The 23,363-nt window shown below is 43.2% G+C and carries 18 protein-coding genes and 2 tRNA genes; 17 read left to right on the top strand and 3 right to left on the bottom strand.

Annotated features, from left to right (window positions below; translation table 11 throughout):
• Positions 1–395: 395 nt before the first annotated feature.
• Positions 396–1,514: a hypothetical protein gene (locus ABHC48_RS07705; protein ID WP_195699780.1), complete on the top strand. Its 1,119-nt coding sequence runs from the start codon at positions 396–398 to the stop codon at positions 1,512–1,514.
• Between the two features lie 175 nt (positions 1,515–1,689).
• Here ABHC48_RS07705 and ABHC48_RS07700 read toward each other — a convergent pair whose 3' ends face one another.
• Positions 1,690–2,157 carry a DUF2798 domain-containing protein gene (locus ABHC48_RS07700; RefSeq protein WP_195699779.1) on the bottom strand — a complete coding sequence of 156 codons (468 nt, stop codon included), beginning with the start codon at positions 2,155–2,157 and terminating at the stop codon, positions 1,690–1,692.
• A gap of 352 nt (positions 2,158–2,509) precedes the next feature.
• Here ABHC48_RS07700 and ABHC48_RS07695 point away from each other — a divergent pair.
• The 7 genes from ABHC48_RS07695 (at position 2,510) to ABHC48_RS07665 (ending at position 9,875) form a co-directional block, all read left to right on the top strand.
• Positions 2,510–2,594 (top strand) — tRNA-Tyr (locus tag ABHC48_RS07695).
• Between the two features lie 4 nt (positions 2,595–2,598).
• Positions 2,599–2,672 (top strand) — tRNA-Arg (locus tag ABHC48_RS07690).
• A gap of 237 nt (positions 2,673–2,909) precedes the next feature.
• A complete protein-coding gene (locus ABHC48_RS07685) occupies positions 2,910–4,361 on the top strand; it encodes a family 43 glycosylhydrolase (protein WP_195699778.1) in 1,452 nt (483 codons plus the stop codon).
• 110 nt (positions 4,362–4,471) lie between these two features.
• A complete protein-coding gene (locus tag ABHC48_RS07680) occupies positions 4,472–6,043 on the top strand; it encodes an MFS transporter (protein ID WP_207749331.1) in 1,572 nt (523 codons plus the stop codon).
• Positions 6,044–6,233: 190 nt separating this feature from the next.
• Complete coding sequence (locus ABHC48_RS07675) at positions 6,234–6,944, top strand: LytTR family DNA-binding domain-containing protein (protein ID WP_173769723.1); 711 nt, start codon at positions 6,234–6,236, stop codon at positions 6,942–6,944.
• The gene (locus ABHC48_RS07670) at positions 6,941–8,269 is read left to right on the top strand and encodes an ATP-binding protein (protein ID WP_118577553.1); all 1,329 of its coding nucleotides are present in this window, start codon (positions 6,941–6,943) and stop codon (positions 8,267–8,269) included. Before ABHC48_RS07675 ends, ABHC48_RS07670 begins: the two co-directional genes overlap by 4 nt.
• Positions 8,270–8,291: 22 nt before the next feature.
• Positions 8,292–9,875, top strand: coding sequence for a sugar hydrolase (locus ABHC48_RS07665; RefSeq protein WP_195699777.1), 1,584 nt, complete (start codon positions 8,292–8,294; stop codon positions 9,873–9,875).
• A gap of 158 nt (positions 9,876–10,033) precedes the next feature.
• On the opposite strand, the gene ABHC48_RS07660 is transcribed toward ABHC48_RS07665, so the two are convergent.
• Positions 10,034–10,537, bottom strand: a complete 504-nt coding sequence (locus ABHC48_RS07660) for a hypothetical protein (protein ID WP_118577551.1) — start codon at positions 10,535–10,537, stop codon at positions 10,034–10,036.
• Positions 10,538–10,662: 125 nt separating this feature from the next.
• The gene (locus ABHC48_RS07655; RefSeq protein ID WP_195699776.1) at positions 10,663–11,067 is read right to left on the bottom strand and encodes a hypothetical protein; all 405 of its coding nucleotides are present in this window, start codon (positions 11,065–11,067) and stop codon (positions 10,663–10,665) included.
• Between the two features lie 335 nt (positions 11,068–11,402).
• Between ABHC48_RS07655 and ABHC48_RS07650 the strand changes: the two genes are divergently transcribed.
• The 9 genes from ABHC48_RS07650 to pth all read left to right on the top strand — a co-directional run bounded on the left by ABHC48_RS07650 (position 11,403) and on the right by pth (position 23,361).
• A complete protein-coding gene (locus tag ABHC48_RS07650) occupies positions 11,403–13,322 on the top strand; it encodes a polysaccharide deacetylase family protein (protein ID WP_334285681.1) in 1,920 nt (639 codons plus the stop codon).
• Between the two features lie 212 nt (positions 13,323–13,534).
• The gene (gene tig / locus ABHC48_RS07645) at positions 13,535–14,890 is read left to right on the top strand and encodes a trigger factor (RefSeq protein WP_195699775.1); all 1,356 of its coding nucleotides are present in this window, start codon (positions 13,535–13,537) and stop codon (positions 14,888–14,890) included.
• A gap of 56 nt (positions 14,891–14,946) precedes the next feature.
• Complete coding sequence (gene nagA, locus ABHC48_RS07640) at positions 14,947–16,050, top strand: N-acetylglucosamine-6-phosphate deacetylase (RefSeq protein ID WP_118577548.1); 1,104 nt, start codon at positions 14,947–14,949, stop codon at positions 16,048–16,050.
• A 60-nt stretch (positions 16,051–16,110) separates the two neighbouring features.
• A complete protein-coding gene (locus tag ABHC48_RS07635) occupies positions 16,111–17,454 on the top strand; it encodes a polysaccharide deacetylase family protein (RefSeq protein WP_195699774.1) in 1,344 nt (447 codons plus the stop codon).
• A gap of 266 nt (positions 17,455–17,720) precedes the next feature.
• Complete coding sequence (gene glgB, locus ABHC48_RS07630; RefSeq protein ID WP_173719231.1) at positions 17,721–19,604, top strand: 1,4-alpha-glucan branching protein GlgB; 1,884 nt, start codon at positions 17,721–17,723, stop codon at positions 19,602–19,604.
• 232 nt (positions 19,605–19,836) lie between these two features.
• Positions 19,837–20,070, top strand: coding sequence for a polya polymerase (locus ABHC48_RS07625; RefSeq protein WP_118577545.1), 234 nt, complete (start codon positions 19,837–19,839; stop codon positions 20,068–20,070).
• 93 nt (positions 20,071–20,163) lie between these two features.
• Entirely contained in the window at positions 20,164–21,372 is a 1,209-nt protein-coding gene (locus ABHC48_RS07620; protein WP_195699773.1) for a CobW family GTP-binding protein, read from the top strand.
• Positions 21,373–21,488: 116 nt separating this feature from the next.
• Positions 21,489–22,439, top strand: a complete 951-nt coding sequence (locus tag ABHC48_RS07615; RefSeq protein ID WP_148461569.1) for a GTP-binding protein — start codon at positions 21,489–21,491, stop codon at positions 22,437–22,439.
• Between the two features lie 343 nt (positions 22,440–22,782).
• Positions 22,783–23,361, top strand: coding sequence for an aminoacyl-tRNA hydrolase (gene pth, locus ABHC48_RS07610; RefSeq protein WP_118583700.1), 579 nt, complete (start codon positions 22,783–22,785; stop codon positions 23,359–23,361).
• Positions 23,362–23,363 lie beyond the last annotated feature (2 nt).

Below are 23,363 nucleotides of genomic sequence, written 5' to 3'. Positions count from 1 at the left end.
TTTAGGAAACCAAAAAGTGAAAAAACATGTAGGGCGTATTTATAGATCGTTATGAATTAAAGGCATTGCAAGGATATTATACCGCGTACTAAAAGTTAGATTTTAATGTCTGACTTTTGGGCGGCATGTTCTACAATGCCTTTTTTTATTTAAGTATATATTTTATAAAAATAATATTGTATAAAATAAATACAAATGGTATAATATTAACGAGGAATGATTCTTAAAAAAATATAAACTCCTTGCAGTACATTATATTTTATGTTACGCTGAATTCACATCTCAGGAACTCTATGTACTATTCGTAGGCGGTTCAGCTCATGAACAGCAGTCTATTCATTGCCATTCGGTGAAGTATTCCTGTGAAATAAGCGTAATAAAGAAGGTGGTGAAACTTGGGTGTAAAAGACCAGGGACTACAGGAGTATCTGAAAGATAACGAACGCTTTGCAGATTTTGTGAATGGTACCTTATTTGCAGGAAAGCAGATTGTGGATCCATGTTATCTTAAGGAAGTACAAAGGAAGAAGAGAGTATCATATAAACAGTCGATTATGGCAAAAAATATACAAAAGAAAAACAGTTCTGAAAAATACGGCGAAGAGGAAATTGCCAGGGAAAAAGGTGTTTTTGAAGAGGGAGAATTCGGGGATGACAGCGCGAAGCTCATGTATCTGGAAAGAGAGCGCGATTTCCTTCGTCTCCACGATAAGCCAGGCTGTAGATTTTTGTTGGCATGTGAAGTTGAATCTGGGGCAAATTATGAGATGCCTGTGAGATGTTTTACATATGACAGCATAGAATATACAGATCAGCTAAAAGAGTGGAAAAGAAAATCCCAGCAAATGTTTTGGGGAAGAGGAAAACGTGGGAAAAAACGGCGCCGAATCCGTCGTCCATTGCTTCCGGTATTTCATCAGGTATTATACCTGGGAGAGAAAAGGTGGAAGAGTAAGTTAAAATTACAGGAAATGATGGACATCCCGGAAAATGTGATGAGTTTTTCAGACAGGCTTCCTGATTATGATATTTGTATGATAGATATTCATGAACAGAATCCTGAGTTGTTTCACACGGAATGGAAAGATATTTTCCAGCTTATGAAGCACAGCCGTAAAAAAGACGAATTGAGAAAATACGTAGAAGAGAGTACCGAAGAAATACGAAAGCTAAGTCAAGAAACCAGATGGCTTCTGGCGATATTACTGGAGCAATATGAATTTGTTGATGAAGAGGTTGTGGAGGTGAAGGATATGTGTAAGGCATGGGATGGCGCAATGCAAATGTATGCAGATGAAGCGAGAGCAGCAACGCGGAAAGAAATGAAGAAAGAGATGAAAAAAGAAATGAGAAGACAGGCCAGAGAAAAAGATCGCAGGACCGTTTTTAACATGTTTTCTCGGGGGTATTCACAGAAAGAAATTGCGGCAATTTCCGAGCTGCCGCTTAAAAAAGTACAGAAAATGTGTGAAGGGTTTATCGAGAATACAACAATGCCAGTACATACTTCTTGATTTGGATTAGAAATTACAGAATAGTAGCTGAGAAAGTTTAACGAGAAAAGGCATTGCAAGAAATCATATGGCGTCTGTAAAGGTTTTGATTTTGGAGTCAAACACGCTCTAGGGAGAGGCTATATCTTGCAATGCCTTTTAAAATATTTATATTATATTCCACTAATGAAACTATTTATGCGTTCTCTTTCTCCGGAAACATCTTTCCAAAGATAAAACGAATCAGCGGTCCACAGTACATGAGCTGCCAAAAGAAAGCAACCGGGAAGTTCATGAAAGTGGTCTGGAACCATACAGCAACGAACTGGGAACCTGCATTTTTAAATAAAATTGTAGCAATCAGGCTCATGATCGGGCACATGATGCAGATGATCATAATGGAAATCGCAAGTGTGATAACGATCGGTCTGTCCTGTGGTGTAACCATGCGGAATGCAAGCTTGTGAGCAAGGCTATCTACAAGGAAGAATTCAAGGATAAATGCAACCGGCCACATGATTCTCATTTCACCGAAAGCCATTAAGAATACCTGGTTACTCATTCCGCCGATATTCAGGGAAATATTGTAGCAGATCATGGCGTAAACCATAAGAAAGGACATCATCAGGGTAAAAATAACGTTTTGGAATTTTGTTTTTGGCATAAAATTGTTCTCCTTTTTCTAAAAATGGGTACAAAAAAGACACATGTGTTGTTCGTTATCAAGCATGCACTTGTGTCGTTTCCAATTTTATACCAGAGCTGATTTGTTATTAAATTGTTTACCGAATGATTATTATACCAGATAAATTGGAAAATGCAATAAGAAAATCGATATATAAGATGGACTAAGAAATGGTAATGGGAATTTTTTATAAGTCAGAATGCAGTTTTACTTAGTTACTGTGAACGGAGTGAACAGTAACTTTACTTATGTTCCTTGGTTATATTAAACTAGTGGTTTATTGCAGAATATGTAGTTCTTCTGGTAATATAAAACATGCAAGAAATCATATCGGTCATTATCCCGCTAAGGAGGCGGAGCGGACTGTAAATCCGCTGTTATCATAACACGAGTGGGTTCGATTCCCTCATGGCCGAGTATACTCCTGTAGCTCAGCTGGATAGAGCACGCGTCTACGAAGCGCGGTGTCGAGAGTTCGAATCTCCCTAGGAGTGCTTCCAATGGCAGATGTCTTGGAATAAAGTGAATCAGGTAAGGAAATGGTGCAAAGGAAGAAAGCTGTCTGTGACTAGACGGCTTTTTTTCATTGAGATTCAACTTCTGGATTTTGAAGATGTGCTATTTGCGATGGATTTCTTACACTTTACGTAAAAAACAGGTACAGAAATTGCAGGGTGTTATAATAAATCCATATTATGAATTATGTAAAATAATCGATGGAGGATGAAGGTATGAAAACAAAGCAGGCTGTAAATCCGTACCTGCCAAGCTGGGAATATGTGCCGGATGCGGAGCCGCATATTGTAGATGGACGTGTATACATATATGGTTCTCATGATCTTTTTAACGGCTTGAATTTCTGTCTGGGAGATTATGTATGCTGGTCAGCGCCGGTAGACGATCTGGGCAACTGGCGTTATGAGGGTGTTATTTTCAAAAGAGAGCAGGATCCGGCAGCACCGAAGATCCGTCTTACAAATGGTCTGGCAGCACCGGATATGATCCAGGGACCGGACGGAAGATTTTATCTTTATTATTTCATGGGCGGCACCAAGATGATCTCTGTGGCTGTCTGTGACAAGCCGGCAGGCAAATATGAATTCTATGGTTATGTAAAATATGCAGACGGCACTCCTATTGGAAAGAAAGAGGAGCCGCTGCAGTTTGACCCGGGCGTTTTTATGGATGATGATGGAAAGCTGTATCTTTATACAGGCTTTGCCCTTCAGGGAAATCCCCTTCTGCTTGATGGATCCAAGCCGACTGAGCACGGTGCAATGTGCTTCGAGCTGGACCCGGCAGATATGCTTACTGTAAAAATGGGACCGAAATACATTGGAATTGCCAGTGAGAAAGAAGCACCGGGAAGTTCTTATGAGGGACATCCCTTCCTGGAGGCAAGCTCCATGCGTAAATTCAATGGAACCTATTACTTCATCTACAGTTCCCTGAACAGCCATGAGCTTTGCTATGCAACAAGCGATAACCCTACAGAGGGCTTTGAGTTTGGCGGTGTTCTGGTCAGCAACGGGGACATCGGCCTTCCTGGAATCACAGATGTAAAAAATGCAAGAAACTGCACCGGAAACACTCACGGAAGCCTGATCGAGATTAATGGAAGCTATTATGTTTTCTATCACAGACACAGTAACCGTAAGCAGTCTTCCCGTCAGGCCTGTGCAGAGCGCATCCGCTTCGAGAATGGCAAATTCTATCAGGCAGAGATGACCTCCTGTGGTCTGAATGACGGACCGCTTAAGGGAAAAGGAAACTATCCTTCCTACATTGCCTGCAACGTATATGGCAAAAAAGGAACCCGTTTCTTAAGTATGATCAAACATCCAAAGTCCGGTCATCCATATCTGACTCAGGAAGGAAAGGATCGTGAGCAGGGGTCAGATCAGTATATTGCCAATATGTGTGACGGAGCAGTTGCAGGTTTCAAATATTTTGACCTGCGTGAGACTTCTAAGGTTCGTATTAATATTAAGGGAAAAGCAACTGGAGTTGTTTATGTATCCACAGAGGAAGGCGGCAAGCCAGTGGCAAAGATTCAGGTAAAACCTTGCAAGGAACAGCACGGTTTTGCAGCTGATGTAAACGGACTCGGTGAGAAAGAGGCACTGTACTTCAGTTACAAGGGAACTGGCGCATTTAATTTTATGTCTTTTGATCTGAAGTAAGATTCCATTAAATGTGCAGGAAATATTCTGCCTGCAAATGGAAGACAGAGCTTAAATAAAGGGAAAAAGAGTTTATCTTAAGAGTCAAATAAACCCAGGAGGCGAAATATTTGAACATTACTAATTTTGCAAAAAAACTTGCAGAAAAGCCGGTTTTTAAAACAAGAATCAAATCCGATCAGGTGAAGCTTCCGGAAATTGCCATTGGATATTTTCTGGCGCCCTTTTGCGCCATGTTTGCCAATGCCATTTTCGGTGCCTATCTGAACCGTTATTATGTGGATGTACTTGGCTGGACGAAATTCGGAGCATTTGCCACACTTCTGCCAATCGTATCTGTGATTTTCGTAGTTCTCGGAAATCTGATGATCGGGCAGTGGATCGACAACACCAGAAGTACACAGGGAAAAGCAAGACCTTATATGATCATTGCAGCACCAATGCTGATCATAGCCATTATTCTTATGTTTATGACACCAACTAAGGGCAATAATGCAGTGCAGATGATCTGGATCGCAGTGTCCTATAACCTGTACTATGCACTTGCATATCCATGTTTTTACTGTGCACATAGCTCCATGGTTTCTCTTTCTACCAGAAATTCTGAGAGCCGCGGGCTTCTTGCAACACTGTCAAATGCAGCAATGGTTGCTTCCGCAGGAGTTGGAGCCAGCATTGTAGTGCCGATTCTTTTGCAGAGTTTTCTGTTTGTGACAAAGGACGGCGGAATTGATGTGGATGCAAGCTATTCACACTGGAGAATTATTTCCATCGTGCTTTGCCTGGTAAGTGCATTTGGCTGTATGCTGGAATATTATTTTACCAGAGAGCGTATTACAGAGGAAACCATCAATCTGAATGTGAAGGAAGAGAAGCTTCCTCTGAAAAAACAGCTGGAAGGCTGTATCCACAACAAATACTGGTGGATCATCATTCTCTATTTCCTGATTTTCCAGTTTGGCCAGCTGATCAAAAACAGTTCCATGAGCTTCTATGTAAGATGGATGTTTGACAGTGTAATTAATTCTGCAAATCCGGAGCAGACTTCCGGTGCATTAATGTCAACACTTGGTTTGGTTGGTGGAATTCCTACTGCCGTTGGTATGGTAGTGGCATGGCCAATTGCCCGTAAGCTGGGCAAAAAGAGAGCTGTTGTTACAGGACTTTGCTTCTCCGTTGTAGGCGGCCTTGTCTGTTTCCTGAATGTACACAGCTTCGGAATGGTTGCTGCAAGTATGGTACTGAAAGGAATCGGAAGTATTCCGGCAATGTATGTGACGATGGCGCTTCTTTCTGATGTGCTGGATCACCTGGAAGCGAAAAATGGTTTCCGAAGCGATGGATTTACAATGTCTGTTTATAGCTCCATTATGGTAGGTCTTAGCGGACTCTGTATCGGTGTGCTGAACAGTCTTCTTACCTTTGCAGGCTACAGCAATACCGGCATTGCCTGCAATCCGCAGACTCTGGAAATCATTGAAAATGTGGCAAACTATACAGGGCAGATCGTTTACCGTCAGATGGGCGGCGTGGAGCAGGTGCTTGCATTTGCATTTCTGGCGGCAGATGTGATCACCTATGCAGTTGTTATCATTCTCATGAGCCGTCTGGATGTGGAAAAACACATTGAAGAGGATCAGAAAAAGATAAAAGAAAATCAGAAGAAAGCAGCTAATAATTAATTGTTTCAGAACCTGTTTCCTGTTATACTATTCTTAGTTAACACAAGTGATTCCGGCTCCCTGGTGCAGTGTCACTGTGCCAGGGAGCCGTTTTAGCCGAATAAGCTGCGAAGAAGCTATTCGATTATGAGAAGGCAGCAAAGCGGATTGGAGTATCCGTTTGATTGAATAGGATAGGTGAGAAATAATTATGATAAGAATTGCAATTGTAGAGGATGACAGGCATGACCGGGAGGCGTTGAAGAAATGCCTGAATCGTTATGAAAAAGAGAACCAGATGAAATTTTCCGTAACAGAATTTCAGGACGGAGAGGACATTGTAACCGATTATACAGCCAGCTATGACCTTATTATTCTGGATATTGAGATGGCTTTTCTCAATGGAATGAAAGCAGCAGAAAAAATCCGCGAGCTTGATACAAATGTAATTATTATTTTTATTACAAATATGCCTCAGTATGCCATTCAGGGATATAAAGTAAATGCGCTGGATTATATTTTGAAGCCAATTTCCTATTTTTCATTTTCAGAGAGTATGGTAAGGGCTCTGGCAAAGGTGAAGACACCGGAGAAGGAGTACATTACCATTGTTCTGAAGGGAGGTAAAAAGAAGCTGGATGTGGCGCGGATTTGTTACGTGGAGGTTCAGGACCATGTGCTGATCTACCACACTCTGGATGGGGATTTTGAGACAAAGGGCACTATGAGGGATACAGATAATCAGTTTGATCCGAAGAAATATTTTCGGTGTAACCGCTGTTATCTGGTAAATCTGGAATTTGTAGAGACTTATCAGGGCAGTGATATTATGGTAAACGGCGATACGATCCAGGTGAGCAGAAGCAGGCGGAAGCCCTTCCTGGATGCCCTGAATGAATATATGAATGAGGTGGAAAAATGAGAGGCACAGTAGTCAACACTCCCGGATATTATTATGCCATTTCCTACTGGCTTTCTGCACTGGTAATGATTCTTGTGCATGGATGCGGGAAAAAAGATGTGTGGAAATATGTGTATGGGGTGTTGAGCTTTATCAGTATTTTTACCGTTATGTTTTTTACAGATGGAATAAAGCAGATGTTTTTCATGCCTCTTATGGTTTGTGTGTTTTTGCTGATGCTTTTGTACATCAGGATGGCAGGAGAGCTTCCATGGCGTGAAACCGGATTTTTCTGTGCGAAGGCATTTATCAACGCAGAATTTGCAGCCTCTTTGTGCTGGCAGATTCATTATTTTTATACAGGTGATTTCAGCGGTCAGGAGAAGGGGACACCAGAGCAGATGTTATGGAGAGTGCTGCATATGGTAGTTATTTATGCAGTATTATACATTCTGATTTATCTGATCGAACGTTATCTGAAAAAGGATATTGAAGAATTGCAGATCACCCGCAGAGAATTACTGGTTGTATATTTTGTGCTGATTATGGTGTATTGTATCAGCAATGTAAGCTATGTGGATGTAAAAAGTATTTTCAGTGCAGGAACAGCTATGGATGTGTTTATTATCCGCACACTGGCGGATCTTAGCGGTATGGCGGTGCTTTATGCTTATCACATTCAGGTAAAAGAGATCCAGATGCGTTTTGAGAAGGATACGCTTCGGAATATTATGGATATGCAGTACAAAAATTACAAGCTTTCCAAGGAGAGTATCGACATTGTAAATCAGAAATACCATGATCTGAAGCATCAGATCAATCTTTTAAAAAGCGGCGCAGATTCTGAAAAAGCAGGGGAATACCTGGAACAGATGGAGCGTGAGATCAAGATTTATGAGACACAGAATAAAACGGGAAATAAGGTCCTTGATACCATTCTTACCAGTAAAAGCATGCATTGTCAGAGACATGGTATTGAGCTGAAATTTATGGGTGAGGGGCAGCTGCTGAATTTTATGGAGGATATGGATATCAGTGCTCTTTTCGGAAATATGCTGGATAATGCTATTGAAAGTGTGGTGAAGATCAAAGACCGTCAGAAACGTCTGATTTCCCTGCATGTGATTCAGGATAAACAGTTTATTCGTATTCGCACAGAGAATTACTGCGAGGAGAACGTTCAGTTCCAGGATGGAATCCCGATCACCACCAAGAAAGACAAACGGTTCCATGGATATGGAATGAAGAGTATGAAAAAAATTGTAGAGAAGTATGGCGGTTCAGTTATGGCGGGCAAGGCGAATAACTGGTTTGAGCTGAAGATACTGATTCCGATGAAACATTAGACGATTTTTAGGAGGAAAAATAATGCCATCATATAGTATAATTGAGAATTTCGAAGTACATAAAAATAATCGTTTTCTGGAAATTGCAGAGGCCCTGAAGCCGGAGCTTTTGCATAAAGAAATTAAGGCTGAAAAGGAAATTATGGTGGGAAAAGACCGCCAGATGAGAACGGTTATTACAGAAGAGCACCCGATTGAAAATCTGTATGCAAAATATTTAAAAAGAGATGATACAGTATTTGTGGATTTCGGGGATCATGCTGTAGGTTATGTGACTTTGGAGCTTAGTAAAACAGGAAGCCATCAGGATGCACCGGTTTATTTTTACCTGAAATTCGGTGAGCGTCTGGAGGAAATGACGGACAAAACTGCTGATTATGACGGCTGGCTCAGCCGTGGCTGGATTCAGGAGGAGTATATTCATGTGGACGTACTTCCGGCGAAGGTGAAGCTGCCAAGAAGATATTCTTTCCGTTATATGGAGCTTCGTGTAATTGATACTTCTGCCAAGTTCCAGCTGAAAATCGATGGTATTTCCTGTGATACGGTTTCTGCTGTAGACATGGAGTCTGTAAAGCCGGTGGATTTCGGAGATCCGCTTCTGAATCAGATTGATCTGGTAAGCCGAAAAACCCTGAAAGAATGCATGCAGGATGTTTTTGAGGATGGACCGAAGCGTGACCGCAGAATGTGGCTGGGAGATCTGAGACTTCAGGCGAGAGCCAATTATTACACCTTTAAGAATTATGATCTTGCCAAACGCTGTATGTATATTTTTGCAGGACTGCTTTTTAATGAGGGAAAGCTAAGCGCCTGTGTATTCACAGAACCGGAGATGGAGCCAGATGATACTTACCTTCTGGACTATGCATTGTTTTTCTCATCTGTGCTTCTGGATTATTATGAGGCAACCGGTGATCTGGAAACACTCAGGGATCTTTATGATGTGGCAATTGATCAGATCCGCATTGCTATGACGCAGTTAAATGAGAAAAATGTTGTGGAGGATTTAGGTGATGCATTCTGGTGCTTCCTGGACTGGGGAGATGGTCTGAATAAGCAGGCCGGAGCTACAGCAGTTCTGATTTACTGTATCCGTTATGGAATCCGCCTTGCAAAGATTCTGGATAAACAGGAGGATATCAGCTGGCTGGAAGAGAAGCAGGCCATGCTGAAAGAGGCAGCAGTGAAAGAGTTCTGGGATGAAGCGCTTGGAATGTTCGTAAGCGGTCCGGACCGTCAGGCTTCCTGGGCAACCCAGATCTGGATGATCCTGGCACGTGTCTTTGACAAAGAGACAAACTGTAAATTGATCCATCATGTAATGGAAGTGAATCCAAGAATCCGCATGGTAACTCCATATATGTATCATCACTATATTGATGCGCTTATCCGCTGTGATGAGAAAGAGCTTGCACTGGAAGAAATGAAGCGTTACTGGGGCGAGATGATCCGCGACGGCGCCGACACCTTCTGGGAACTGTACAATCCATACAACCGGGAAGAATCCCCTTATGGCTCCAGCATGGTTAACAGCTACTGTCACGCATGGAGCTGTACGCCGACGTATTTTCTTAGAAAATTTTATATGGATAATGAGAAATAAGATTGAGAATGAGGATCTTGCAGAAATGCAGGATCCTTTTTGAAATGAGAGAAAGATTCTTGATAAAATGCAACACGCAGGAAATAATGTCTGGCATTACAATATGGGGAAAGGAGCATTAAAATAGCCCTGCCATCATAATGGCAGGGCTAAAATAATCATTTCTTTTTATTCTTTTTGGATTTCTTAGTCTCATTCTGGGCTGCCTGAGCTTCCTCAGCAGATTTCTTAAAACGTGCGAAAAATCCTTTTTTCTTCTTAACCGGAGCGTCCAGGTTACCGCGGATGCCTTTTACACCTACTATGTAAAGTCCACTTACTTCAGCTTTGATCTCTTTCTTCACAGGGATAAGGTCGAATACTTTCTCGTCTGCGATAAGAATGGAAATCTTCGGTCCGACTTTAGCCTTAACGATCGGCATCTTGGAGCGGCGGAGAAGCTTCGGAGTCTGGTCGATGACCATCTGTGGGAGACCTGATTCCTTAAGTGGCATTCTCTTCTTATCAATAACGAGCATGGAAACGGTCTGTTTACTTGCCTCGATCTGTGCCTGCTGTTCTTCCTGCTTCTTCTGGGTCTTCTTGCCAAAGAAATATAAACCAACCAGTAATCCGATGAGGATTACAAGAATCACCAGAAGGACGATTGTTACTGGATGCATACTTATCCTCCTACTATATTATAAAGTTTCTTAATAACTATTCAGCCTGCACGGTTCCGCAAAGCGTGTGACCGTGAAGAAACTGAACAGTTACATTCTTGTTTCACATAAACTATATTTTAACATCATTTTTTGGAAAAGGCAATTGTTTTGTTATCTCCTTTAAAAAGCTTATACGCCGTGAAAGTATATAAAACCGGTACCGCAAATGCTGCAAGATTCATAAGAATCAGTATAATACTTCCCTTAATATGAAAGAAGTGGGCAATCTGGGGAATAAAGGCCAAAATTCCAAAGATAACGGTGCTCATTCTTCCTTTTTCTGCATTCATCACGCCTATAATTCCAATTGCAATCTGAAGAAGTGTAAATGCATAAGTAAGTGCAAAAGCCTCTGTAGTATCACCATGGCTTACATGTCTGCCCACAATATTAGTGGTTCCGATCCAGAAGCGGGCTGCGATCAAAGAAGCAGAACCCAGGGCTATTTCAAATAGTGCGCTGATGCGCATAATATCTGATCTGTTCATATTTTCCTCCTTTAGAGTGAATGATATAGAGCTTAATATTTTTGATATTTGAGGTTAAAACATATTTTATCATGTGTTTTTTATTTTAACAATATATGGCAATAGAATGCAAGGATATTTACTGAGAAGAGGTGGTAATTATTTTGAATATCATGTATAATAGAAATCTACTGGTTACAGAATGGATAGATTTATCTGGTATGGTTATAATAAATGCCAGATTACAGATTCCGTTCAGGATTAATAGGAAGCTTTGTAGGTTTTCTTTATTAACTGGTCTTGCGGGAAGAAGGTGTTTTGAGGGGGGCTTACAGTATAGTTAGGAGTTATACATTATGAAGAAATCGGATACAGAACAGGAACAGCCTGGTCTGGAAGAGAATAAAGTTCCCGACAGCCAGTCCAAGCGGGAGCTTGACAGAGAATTACAGGAACTGGCAGAGAAGGAACACCAGGAAGAGATATATTACGAAGAACGACGGCGCGAGAGACATGAGCGCAATCTGAAGAGAAAGAAGAGGCAGATACGGAATCGTAATCTGGCTCTTATTATTACTGCTCTGGCAGTGTTGGGCGGTGTGGGATACTTTTATAGAGAGCAGACAGGGTTAAAAGACGGCATGGAAACGCTGGTAGCCAAGGTAAGGGATTTGGTTCCTGATAAGAATTCCGGTAAAGAGAGCAAGGCAGCAGAAGAACTGGCAAAGGCTGACCAAAGCACCGAAAGCATCGAAAACCCCGAAAGTACCGAAAACCCCGATATTAATACAGAGGAAGCTGCTGACAGCTCAGACAGTACAGATATACAACCGGAATCTGGTGAAGGCACGGCAGATGACAGTGATGAGACAACTGGAAATACAGATGACAATTCAGAGGATACTGCACAGGATAAATCCGGGAATATGTCCGATAAAGAGAAAACAGAAGATAATTCTTCAGATTCTGCAAATCAGCCAGAGCAGGAAGCAGCCCAGACAGCAGCCATAAATTTAAATGGGGTTATGCCACAGGCAGCAGCTGCCGGCACAGGTATCATCAGGAGGCAGATCCGTCACGAGAAGAAAGTACTGACCACAGCTAAGGAGAAAGCAGCCCAGTATGATTATGACGGTGCAATCAGCCTTTTGCAGAAGGACAATGCATATGTGAGAAATGTCCATTTTCAGAATGCTGCAGAGAAGTTCCAGAAGAAAAAAGATAAATGTGTAGCCTGGTCTCCAGAACAGGTAACTCACATTTTTTACCATTCCCTGATCGTGGATACTTCCAAGGCGTTTGATGGAGATTACAAGACAGATGGTTATAATCAGGTTATGACCACTATGGATGAGTTTAATAAGATAACCCAGATCATGTATGACGAGGGATATGTAATGGTAAACCTTTATGATCTGGCAGACATTGATGAAAATGGGAAAATGCAGGCAAAGCAGGTTTATCTTCCTAAGGGAAAAACACCGTTTATCCTTTCGCAGGACGATGTATGTTATTACCATTCCCAGGATGGAGATGGAATTGCCACTAAGCTTGTTATAGACGAAGAGGGGAAGGTTCGCAACGAATATGTACAGGATGATGGAAGCACAGTTGTAGGTGACTATGATGTTGTACCGCTGATCGACCGGTTTGTGGAGGAACATCCTGATTTTGCATATCATGGACATAAGGGAATTGTAGCGCTTACAGGCTATAATGGAATCCTGGGTTACCGCACAGATATCAGCTATCAGACAAGACCAGATGATCTGAATGATGATAAAAAGGCGTGGCTTGACGCGCATCCTGATTTTGATCTGGATATAGAGCGGGCAGAAGCGAAAAAGGTTGCAGATGCTATGAAGGCGGAGGGCTGGACTTTTGCCAGCCATACATGGGGACATAAAAACATGTCCACAGTTTCCATGGAACGCCTTGAAACAGATACACAGAATTTCAAAGAGAACATTGACCCTCTTATTGGCGGAACAGATATTATTATCTTTGCTTTCGGAGCAGATATTAATAACGGCGGAGAGTATACTGGCAATGAGAAATTTGAATATCTGAAATCCCAGGGATATGATTATTATTGCAACGTGGATTCTAATCAATATTTTGTACAGATGACAGATGAATATTTCCGGATGGGAAGAAGAAACGTGGATGGATACCGAATGTATTACAATCCGGACATGCTGGCAGATCTGTTTGACGTAAGCCAGGTATTTGACCCATCCAGACCCACTCCTGTACCGCCTATGAATGGGGGCTGATAAGACCAGCTGCAAAGAGGGCATGGATTCGCATGATTTTGCGCTGAGATTCTCGGGTTTTATGTGAACTTTGTTCACATAAAACACCTCGCGGAACGTTACCAGTGAACAGTAACGCGGCGGAGATAAAATAAAAATGATTGCCTCAGTGGGCTTCCTTTTTAATAGAAAATGTGATAATTTTATAAAAGAGTAACTGAAGGGAGTATGAAATGAAAAGAAAACTATATTTGGCAGCGTTAGTAATGTGTATGGCACTTGCTGTAAATGGCTGCGGAAGTGATAAAGAAACTACCAGTACAGAGAGTGAGAGCACTGCCACAGAGCAGCAGGCAGAGGATTCGGCAGAGGAAGAAGAGGTACAGGAACCTTATACAGATTCTACCGGTGCGACACGCCTGGTTTCAGTGGATAATGTGGAGAAATACGTTACAATTGCAGACTATAAGGGGATAACTCTTGATAATTCTGTACCAGAAGTGACAGATGAGGATATTGAGAATCGTATCGCAGAGAATTTGAAAGATAATTCAGTGGAAGTGACAGATGAGAACGCTGTCATCCAGAATGGTGATACCGCTACTATTAATTTCGTAGGTACAAAAGACGGGGAAGCTTTTGAAGGTGGAACTGGTAATAATTATGACCTTGTGATCGGAAGCGGCACAATGATTCCCGGATTTGAAGAAGGAATCGTGGGAATGAAGAAGGGTGAGACGAAAGACGTATCGGTAACCTTCCCGGAGAGCTACCGCAACAGTGAACTGGCTGGACAGGATGCAGTATTCCAGATTACCGTGCAGAGCTTTAAGAGACCACCGGAACTGACCGATGATTGGGTTGCAGCGAATACCGATTACAAGACAATTGATGAATATAAGGCTTCTGTTCGCGCACAGCTGGAGCAGGAAGCACAGGATCAGGCCGACAGCAGTCTGCGCAGCACTGCATGGAATACTGTTTACACCAATTCTGAGGTTGTGGAATATCCAGAGAAAGACGTAGAAGAGGCAGTGAAGACATTTAAGAAACAGGCAGAAGCATACGCGAAGCAGGGAAATATGGAGCTTGAAGAATTTGTAGAGTCTCAGGGCGTTTCCATGGATGATTTCGAAGCCCAGTGCCAGCAGTATGCCCAGGCCAAGGTAAAACAGAATCTGCTTATTCAGGGAATCATGGACGCAGAGGGAATGACTCTGGAGGATGAGGAAAGTCTTGCAATCCAGAATCAGCTGGTAGAGCAGTATGCTTCTGGCGATCTTGCAGTTCTTATCGATACTTACGGTCAGGTTGCAGTGGATGAGAGTATCGGACTTATGAGAGTTCAGGATTTCATTATTGCAAATGCTAATTATGATCAGACAGCAGCGGATACATCTGCTGAAGGTGAGGATACACAGGCTGCTGAGGGAACAGAAGCAGCAGATCATGCAGATGGCAGTACGACTGACGGACAGAGCACTGATGGCGGGGATACAGCAGAAGAGCAGGAAGCTGGTGCAACCGCAGATACAGGCACAGCAGCGGATGCTTCAACAGATACACAGGATGACAGTACGGAGAATTGACGGTTGCCGCTTATAACAGAAACAGCAGCCAATGAATCTCAGGAGGGAATGGAGTTATGATTATTAAAAATGGAGAAGTTTTTCAGGAGGATGGAAGCTTCAGATTACAGGATCTGTATGTGGAGAATCATAGAATCGTGGCTTCAGAGGATGAGGTTACGGACAAGACGATTGTAGACGCGGCTGGGCTCAGGGTGCTTCCGGGGCTGGTGGATATTCACAGTCACGGTGCATTTGGACATGATTTTTCTGATGCTGATCCGGAAGGACTTAAGATTATTCTGAAATACGAAAAGAGTCACGGAATTACTTCCTATTGTCCTACTTCCATGACATTGCCGGCAGAAGAACTGAAGGAAATTTTTGCTACTATTAAGACTGTGGGAGAAATGAAAGACGGAGCTGCTGTCCGGGGAATCAATATGGAAGGCCCATTTCTGGATGCGAAGAAAAAAGGCGCCCATGTGGAGGGCTATATCCGCAAACCAGATGCCGGATTTTTCCGTGAACTGAATGAATATTCCGGAAATATGGTGAAGCTGGTAACTCTGGCACCGAATGTGGATGGTGCTATGGAATTCATTGATGAGGTACATAATGAGGTGTGCATTTCCCTTGGTCATACAGCAGCTGATTACGATACAGCAGCGGAGGCCATGAGAAGAGGTGCACACCATGTGACACATCTTTATAATGCCATGCAGCCACTGGCGCACAGAGAACCAGGACTGATCGGAGCTGCCTGTGATGATGGGCAGTGTATGGCAGAGATGATCTGTGATGGCATTCACATTCATCCCGCTGTGATCCGCGCTACATTTAAGATGTTTGGACCAGAGAGGATTGTACTGATCAGTGACTCTATGATGGCTACTGGAATGGAGAACGGAACCTACCAGCTGGGTGGACAGGAAGTAACGATGAAGGACTGTAAGGCAACTTTGAAGGACGGTACGATTGCCGGTTCTGCTACGAACCTGTATGATTGTATGCGCAAGGCTGTTTCTTTTGGTGTTCCCCTTGAAGAAGCGATTTTTGCAGCAACACGAAATCCGGCAAAGAGTATTGGTATTTATGATGAAGTTGGTTCCCTTTCTGTTGGAAAGAAAGCGGATATTCTTCTTGTAACAGATGATCTGGAGCTGAGAGAAGTGCTATGACAGAACTTTTTTGCGGAAAATTTTTTCCACTATGTAACGAGAGATAAAGAGGGAATATGAATGGATAGAAGGGTTTTGCGCGAAAGAATGCGCAGGAAACAGCGCCAGATAAGACGAAGGAAGATCATTAAGCTGGTTACCTATGTTGTGGCAATGGTGCTGGCTGTGATTTTTGTAATAAGAGGAGTGATTTTTCCAATCGTAAGTCGTGTGGGAGGAAAGAGTACTGGAAAATCACAGAGCGTGCAGGCGGATGCAGGTGACGGAGCTGCTTCGAATGCGGATTCCAATTCTACAGATGCTCTGAGACAGCCTCTGAAAGGACAGAGCGATGTGACCAAGGTTTCTTCACTGACTCCAGGCTGGCATGAGGATTCCAGCGGACGCTGGTATCAGAATGCAGATGGTACATATTATACCAATGGTTTTGCAGAGATTGACGGAGTGAAATATGCATTTGATTCCAATGGATACATGCAGACCGGCTGGGTGACCAAGGGGGTAAACGATTATTATTTTAATGAGGATGGTTCTTACAATGCTGAGAAGAAACGCCCTTTGATCGCACTTACCTTTGATGATGGTCCGGGACAGTATACAGACAAGCTTCTGGACTGTCTGGAGGAGAACAATGCACATGCTACCTTCTTTATGTTGGGACAGCTGGTTGGACAGTATCCGGACGAAGTGAAGAGAATGGTGGAACTTGGCTGTGAGATCGGAAACCATTCCTGGGATCATCAGGATATGCTGAATCTGAGTATTGATGATGTTATAAAGGAATTCGGCGATACCGATCAGGCATTGATCGATGCCTGTGGACAGGAGTCCACGGTAATTCGTCCGCCTTATGGAGACTGCAATGATGAAATTATTTCGGCAGTTGGGAAACCTTTTATTTTGTGGTCTATTGACAGTCTGGACTGGAAATATCTGGATGCAGATCTGGATTACAATGGCATTATGAATGACAGCAATCTGGGAGACGGAGCCGTTATTCTGATGCATGATATTCATGGTCCTTCAGTTGATGCGGCACTCAGACTGATTCCAGATCTTATTGCACAGGGATATAAACTGGTAACGGTAAGTGAGATGGCAGCGGCGAAGAATGTTACCCTTCAGCCAGCAAAATATGCAGAGTTCTGGCAGAGCGCCCTTGATGCAGGTTATGTGCCTGGATATAATGGAAATGGCTCTTCTGAGGACTCTTCCACAGATGGAACTTCTGATGGCAGTTCAGATGACAGCAGTAATGGAGATGAGAGCGACTTCAGTGATGGTTCCGGTGATGGAAGCGACGGCAGTGAAAGTGACGGATACACAGACGGCAGTGAAAGTGACGGATACACAGACGGCAGTGAGAATAGCGAAGGGGATTTTAGCAGCGACTCAGGCGAATAACGGAGAAAATAAGAGGCTCTAGAGCCTGTCTGGCATATGTGTTAAGCTTCGGGACTTCCGGAAATCGCAGATGCTGTATAGTGTGAATGATAGTATACGCTTGTACTTATGAGAAAAATGTCAAAGTACAGGCGTATTTTTTTACAGTAAAAATGAATTTTGATGTAGATTTTTTATGAATAATAGACAAGTTTTTGGTGGCATGGAGGAAAAGAGTATGCTATAATGTGCATAAGAATTTGAAAGTTTAGGGAGGTAACTTTCTGATGGGAGAGAAATTACAGTTTACAGAGCTTGACCAGTATCTCTTTGGTCAGGGAACCCATTATGATGTTTACAGAAAGCTTGGCGCACATCCTGTGAAACAAGGGAAAAAAGAAGGTGTTTATTTTGCAGTATGGGCACCTAATGCGCAAGCTGTTTCTGTAATTGGAGAGTTTAATGACTGGAATGAACAGGCTGCTCCAATGAAAAAGGCAGGTCCGATCGGTGTATTTGAGACATTTGTCCCTGGAGCGAAGATTGGACAGCTGTATAAGTTTTTTATTGTAGGAATGAACGGGGAGCATATTTATAAAGCTGACCCTTATGCAAATGAGGCAGAATTAAGACCGGGAACGGCATCCAGAATCACGGATATCGGGGATTACAAATGGAAAGATACCACCTGGATGAAGAATCGTCAGAAATTTGACGAGACTAAGGATGCCATGGCGATCTATGAGGTACATCCTGGCTCCTGGATGAAGCATCCGGCTACAGAGGAGAATGAGAAAGGCTTTTTCAATTACAGGGAACTGGCGGTGAAGCTTGCCCAGTATGTGAAGGATATGGGCTATACACATGTGGAGCTGATGGGGATTGCAGAGCATCCCTTTGACGGTTCCTGGGGATATCAGGTCACCGGTTATTATGCGCCTACTTCCCGCTATGGAACACCCCAGGATTTCAAATATCTGGTAGATTATCTTCACAGACAGAAAATCGGGGTTATTCTGGACTGGGTGCCGGCACATTTTCCCAAGGATGCCCATGGACTGGCGAATTTTGACGGAACTGCAGTTTATGAGCATGCAGATCCCAGACAGGGAGAGCATCCGGACTGGGGAACCAAGATCTACAATTATGGCAGACCGGAGGTAAAGAACTTCCTGATCGCAAATGCCCTGTTCTGGATCGAGGAGTGTCATGTGGACGGTCTTCGTGTGGATGCCGTTGCATCCATGCTGTATCTGGATTATGGAAAGAATGATGGTCAGTGGGTAGCCAATAAATATGGCGGAAATCAGAATCTGGAAGCAATTGAGTTTTTTAAGCATCTGAATACAGTGGTTCTTGGAAGAAACCATGGTACTGTGATGATTGCAGAGGAGTCTACCGCATGGCCGAAGGTTACAGGTAAGGCAGAGGATGACGGCCTTGGATTTTCCCTGAAATGGAACATGGGCTGGATGAATGACTTCCTGGAATATATGAAGCTGGACCCCTATTTCCGTAAGTTTAACCATAATAAGATGACTTTCTCCATGACATATGCTTACAGTGAGAAATATGTGTTGGTAATCTCCCATGATGAGGTGGTTCATCTGAAGAAGTCTATGCTGGAGAAAATGCCAGGTGAGCTAGATGATAAGTTTAAGAATCTGAAGGCTGCTTATACATTTATGTTCTGCCATCCGGGCAAGAAGCTTTTGTTTATGGGGCAGGAATTCGGTCAACTTCGAGAGTGGAGCGAGGAGAGAGAACTTGACTGGTTCCTTCTTGGGGAAGAGAAGCATCGGGATTTGAAGGATTTTGTGCAGACATTGCTGAAGATGTATCGCAAATATCCTGCGCTCTATGGAACGGATACGGATCCGTCTGGCTTTGAGTGGATCAATGCAGATGACGGGGACAGAAGTATTTACAGCTTCGTAAGGAAATCCCCTACAAAAAGAAATAACCTTCTGGTAGTATGCAATTTCACTCCTGTAGAACGTCCGGATTACCGTGTTGGTGTGCCGAAGAAGAAACAATACACACTGGTTCTGGATGAAAACGGACAGACTGCGAAGAAGGTATTTAAGGCAGAAAAGCAGGATTGTGACAATCGTCCGTTCTCCTTTGCTTATCCGCTGCCAGCTTACGGGGTTGCTGTGTTCCAGTATTAGAAGCTGCCAAATTCCGCAAGGAACAATTCTCACAGACAATTTTCAGATTGCTGTGATAATTTAGTATTAAAAATACCCAAAGAATGGGGCAAATTCGGGTTTTGTTTGTGACTGTTGGGGATTTTTTCCCAGAAGGTGAAAAACCTGTTGCTATTTGGAAAAAGTTGAGATATAATGAGCCCGAACAAAAAGAAATGGAAAAAGTTGTACATGTTGAAAGGAGAATATTGACATGAAGGTATCTAATATTAAAGACATTCAGAAATTTTTTGATGTAGTAGACAGCTGCGCTGGTAAAGTAGAGCTTGTAACTGGCGAAGGTGACAGACTGAACCTGAAATCTAAATTATCACAGTATGTATCTCTTGCAAACATCTTCTCTAACGGTGAGATTCCGGAGCTTGAGATCGTTGCATATGAGAAAGAAGACATTGATAAGCTTATGCACTTCATGATCAACGGCTGATTTGCATAAAACTGTGAAATTGGGATAAATATATTAGGGGATGTGACTTGGTCATGTCCCCTTTTTCTGGCATAATAGAAAGGGGAATACAAAATGGTAAAGATTGACATTATCTCCGGTTTCCTTGGAGCTGGTAAGACAACTCTTATTAAGAAACTGCTGAAAGAAGCATTTGAAGGTGAGCAGGTAGTTTTGATCGAGAATGAGTTCGGTGAGATTGGTATTGACGGGGGATTCCTGAAAGATGCCGGAATCGAGATCCGTGAGATGAACTCCGGATGTATCTGCTGTTCTCTGGTTGGAGATTTTGGTGCTTCCCTGAAGGAAGTTGTAGAGAAGTATCATCCGGACCGTATCCTGATCGAGCCATCAGGTGTTGGTAAGCTTTCCGACGTTATCAAGGCTGTACAGGGTGTGGAAGAGGATGTTGATATTCAGCTGAACAGCTACACTACAGTTGTTGATGCCAAGAAATGCAAAATGTATATGAGAAACTTCGGCGAGTTCTTTGACAATCAGGTTCAGTATGCAGGCGCGATTATCATGAGCCGTACCGATATTGTAGACGAGAAGAAAGCAATGGAGTCTATGGAGCTTCTTCGTTCTATCAATGAGAAGGCAGCTATTATTACCACTCCGATTGAGAAGCTGGATGGAAAGAAAATCCTGGAGGTTATGGAGCATCCGGTATCTCTGGCGGATGAGCTGCTGAAAGAGGAGCATGAGCATCATCACCATCACGATCATGACGACGAGTGTGACTGTGGACATGACCACGATCACGAGCATCATCATCACGACCATGATGAGGAGTGCAACTGCGGACATGACCACGATCATGAGCATCATCATCACGACCATGATGAGGAGTGCAGCTGCGGACATGACCACGATCATGAGCATCATCATCACGACCATGACGAGTGTGGCTGCGGACATGACCACGATCATGAGCATCATCATCACGACCATGATGACGAATGTGGCTGCGGACATCATCATGATCATCACCATCATCACGCAGACGAAGTATTTACCAGCTGGGGACGTGAGACTATTAAGAAGTTTACAAGAGAAGGGCTTGAGAAAATGCTGGAGAGCCTTTCCGCTTCTGAAGAGTATGGCGTGATCCTTCGTGCTAAGGGAATGCTTCCGGCAGAGGACGGAACATGGATCTACTTCGATATGGTTCCAGAAGAAACTGAGATCCGTGAAGGTTCACCGGAGTACACCGGACGTCTTTGCGTAATTGGTTCCAAGTTAAATGAAGAGAAACTGGTCAAGCTGTTCGGCGTAGCTTAATGATTGACATATAAACGGGATAAAAGACTTTTGGTAAGCTTATTTGTTGCTGTTTATAAGCGATATATGCGAACGTACTGCTTTTAATTAAGAAAAATACAGGGAGGTTTCTGTAAATGGATGAAATTACAGTACCGATTTATCTCATAACCGGCTTCCTGGAAAGCGGCAAGACCTCTTTCCTTAGCTTTACCCTCCAGCAGGATTACTTCCGTACAGAGGGAAAGACACTTCTCATTCTCTGCGAAGAGGGAGAGGAAGAGTACGATGAAGAGGCTCTTGCAAAAGATAATGTTGTAGTTGAGGTTATTGAGAAAGAAGAAGATTTTACACCGGAGCGCCTTCAGGCACTGGATATTATCCATCAGCCGGAGCGTGTGGTTATGGAATATAATGGAATGTGGCTGGTAAGCAAATTTGAGGAGATGAAGCTCCCGGCAGGCTGGGGAATTGAACAGCACATTACCTGTGTAGATGCAAGCACATTCCAGGTATATATGCAGAATATGAAATCCATTTTTATGGATATGGTTCGTAATGCGGATATGGTTGTGTTTAACCGCAGCAAGAAAGAATATCCTCTTGCAAACTTCCGCAGAAGCATTAAGGTTGTAAACCCAAGTGCAGAGGTTATTTTTGAGGACGAAGAAGGCGAGATGACGGATATTTTCGCAGATCAGATGCCATTTGACCTGGATGCAGAGATTGTAGATATTCCGCCTGAAGATTACGGAATCTGGTTTGTAGATGCTATGGATCATCCGGATCGCTATGTGGGAAAAACTCTTCGCTTTAAGGCTCGTGCAAGACGTCCGAGAGGTATGGGCAGCAAGTTCTTCATTCCGGGACGTACTGCCATGACCTGCTGTGCAGATGATACTTCATTCCTGGGATATATCTGTAAAAGTGCATATGCACCGAAGCTGAAGCCCGGCGAGTGGGTTGAGGTGACTGCCAAGGTTGCCTTTGAAAACCGTTCTGAGTACCAGGGCGAGGGAATTGTTCTTTATGCAGAGAATGTGACCCCGTGCGAACCTCTGGCTGATGAGATGGTTTATTTCAACTAATTTGATGATACCAGTGTCAAAAGGTCAAAAAGCTGTTCGTGCTTGCACGATAAGGCTTTTGAACTTGGGACACGCCAAATATGAGAAAGTAGCGATTTACGCAGTAAATCAGCGGATTTCGAATATTTGGAGGATTGCGGGAGCAGCGTAGCTGCGTAGCAATCCGGGTATCAAATGAGTGTCAAAAGACCTTTTGACACTCATATCATTCGATAATAAATGAAAGTCATCTGTTTTATGCTATTGGTTAAGCCGGTTGCGGCAGTGATTACGGGGCTGTGGCTGACCAGAGCTTTGGAATTGCTGTGGAGGACTTTCGTAGTAGAATAAGGAAAATAAGATTATGTATTTAGTTGTTGGACTGGGAAACCCCGGGAAGCAGTATGAGGCGACCCGCCACAATATGGGTTTTGATACGATCGATGTGCTTGTGGAACGTCATAAGATTCCGCAGGGCGGCGTAAAATTTAATGCTATGTACGGTTCCGGATTCATCGGAGGAGAGAAGGTAATCTTTATGAAACCTTTGTCCTTTATGAATTTAAGCGGTGGTCCGGTACAGGAGATGGCTGCTTATTTCAAAATCGATCCGGAGAGTGAGTTGATCATTATTCAGGACGATATTGATCTGGAGCCGGGACAGCTTCGTATCCGGAAGCAGGGCAGTGCAGGCGGCCATAATGGTCTGAAGGACATTATTGGCAGACTTGGCACACAGAAATTCATGCGTGTAAAAATTGGTGTAGGAGCCAAACCAAAAGGATGGGATCTGGCAGACCATGTGCTTGGCCGTTTTTCATCCGGGGACCGCAAGCTCGTGGATGAAGCAATTGAGTTTGCAGCAGACGCTGTAGAAAAAATCATAACAGATGGTCCGGATGCGGCGATGAATGAATACAACCGAAAGAGGGTTACTGAGTAACA

The organism is Ruminococcus sp. 1001136sp1 (assembly GCF_039841815.1).
In the GTDB taxonomy this organism is placed as follows: Bacteria; Bacillota; Clostridia; order Lachnospirales; family Lachnospiraceae; genus Blautia_A; species Blautia_A faecis.
This window is presented reverse-complemented; position numbering and strand designations above follow the sequence as displayed.

Excerpts from the sequence above, each read along its gene's own strand:
- ABHC48_RS07675 (WP_173769723.1), top strand. The coding sequence starts at position 6,234 with ATGATAAGAATTGCAATTGTAGAGGATGACAGGCATGACCGGGAGGCG.
- ABHC48_RS07650 (WP_334285681.1), top strand. The coding sequence starts at position 11,403 with ATGAAGAAATCGGATACAGAACAGGAACAGCCTGGTCTGGAAGAGAAT.
- ABHC48_RS07615 (WP_148461569.1), top strand. The coding sequence starts at position 21,489 with ATGGATGAAATTACAGTACCGATTTATCTCATAACCGGCTTCCTGGAA.
- ABHC48_RS07625 (WP_118577545.1), top strand. The coding sequence starts at position 19,837 with ATGAAGGTATCTAATATTAAAGACATTCAGAAATTTTTTGATGTAGTA.
- nagA (WP_118577548.1), top strand. The coding sequence starts at position 14,947 with ATGATTATTAAAAATGGAGAAGTTTTTCAGGAGGATGGAAGCTTCAGA.
- ABHC48_RS07665 (WP_195699777.1), top strand. The coding sequence starts at position 8,292 with ATGCCATCATATAGTATAATTGAGAATTTCGAAGTACATAAAAATAAT.
- ABHC48_RS07700 (WP_195699779.1), bottom strand. The coding sequence starts at position 2,157 with ATGCCAAAAACAAAATTCCAAAACGTTATTTTTACCCTGATGATGTCC.
- tig (WP_195699775.1), top strand. The coding sequence starts at position 13,535 with ATGAAAAGAAAACTATATTTGGCAGCGTTAGTAATGTGTATGGCACTT.
- ABHC48_RS07655 (WP_195699776.1), bottom strand. The coding sequence starts at position 11,067 with ATGAACAGATCAGATATTATGCGCATCAGCGCACTATTTGAAATAGCC.
- ABHC48_RS07670 (WP_118577553.1), top strand. The coding sequence starts at position 6,941 with ATGAGAGGCACAGTAGTCAACACTCCCGGATATTATTATGCCATTTCC.
- pth (WP_118583700.1), top strand. The coding sequence starts at position 22,783 with ATGTATTTAGTTGTTGGACTGGGAAACCCCGGGAAGCAGTATGAGGCG.
- ABHC48_RS07660 (WP_118577551.1), bottom strand. The coding sequence starts at position 10,537 with ATGCATCCAGTAACAATCGTCCTTCTGGTGATTCTTGTAATCCTCATC.
- glgB (WP_173719231.1), top strand. The coding sequence starts at position 17,721 with ATGGGAGAGAAATTACAGTTTACAGAGCTTGACCAGTATCTCTTTGGT.
- ABHC48_RS07635 (WP_195699774.1), top strand. The coding sequence starts at position 16,111 with ATGGATAGAAGGGTTTTGCGCGAAAGAATGCGCAGGAAACAGCGCCAG.
- ABHC48_RS07685 (WP_195699778.1), top strand. The coding sequence starts at position 2,910 with ATGAAAACAAAGCAGGCTGTAAATCCGTACCTGCCAAGCTGGGAATAT.
- ABHC48_RS07620 (WP_195699773.1), top strand. The coding sequence starts at position 20,164 with ATGGTAAAGATTGACATTATCTCCGGTTTCCTTGGAGCTGGTAAGACA.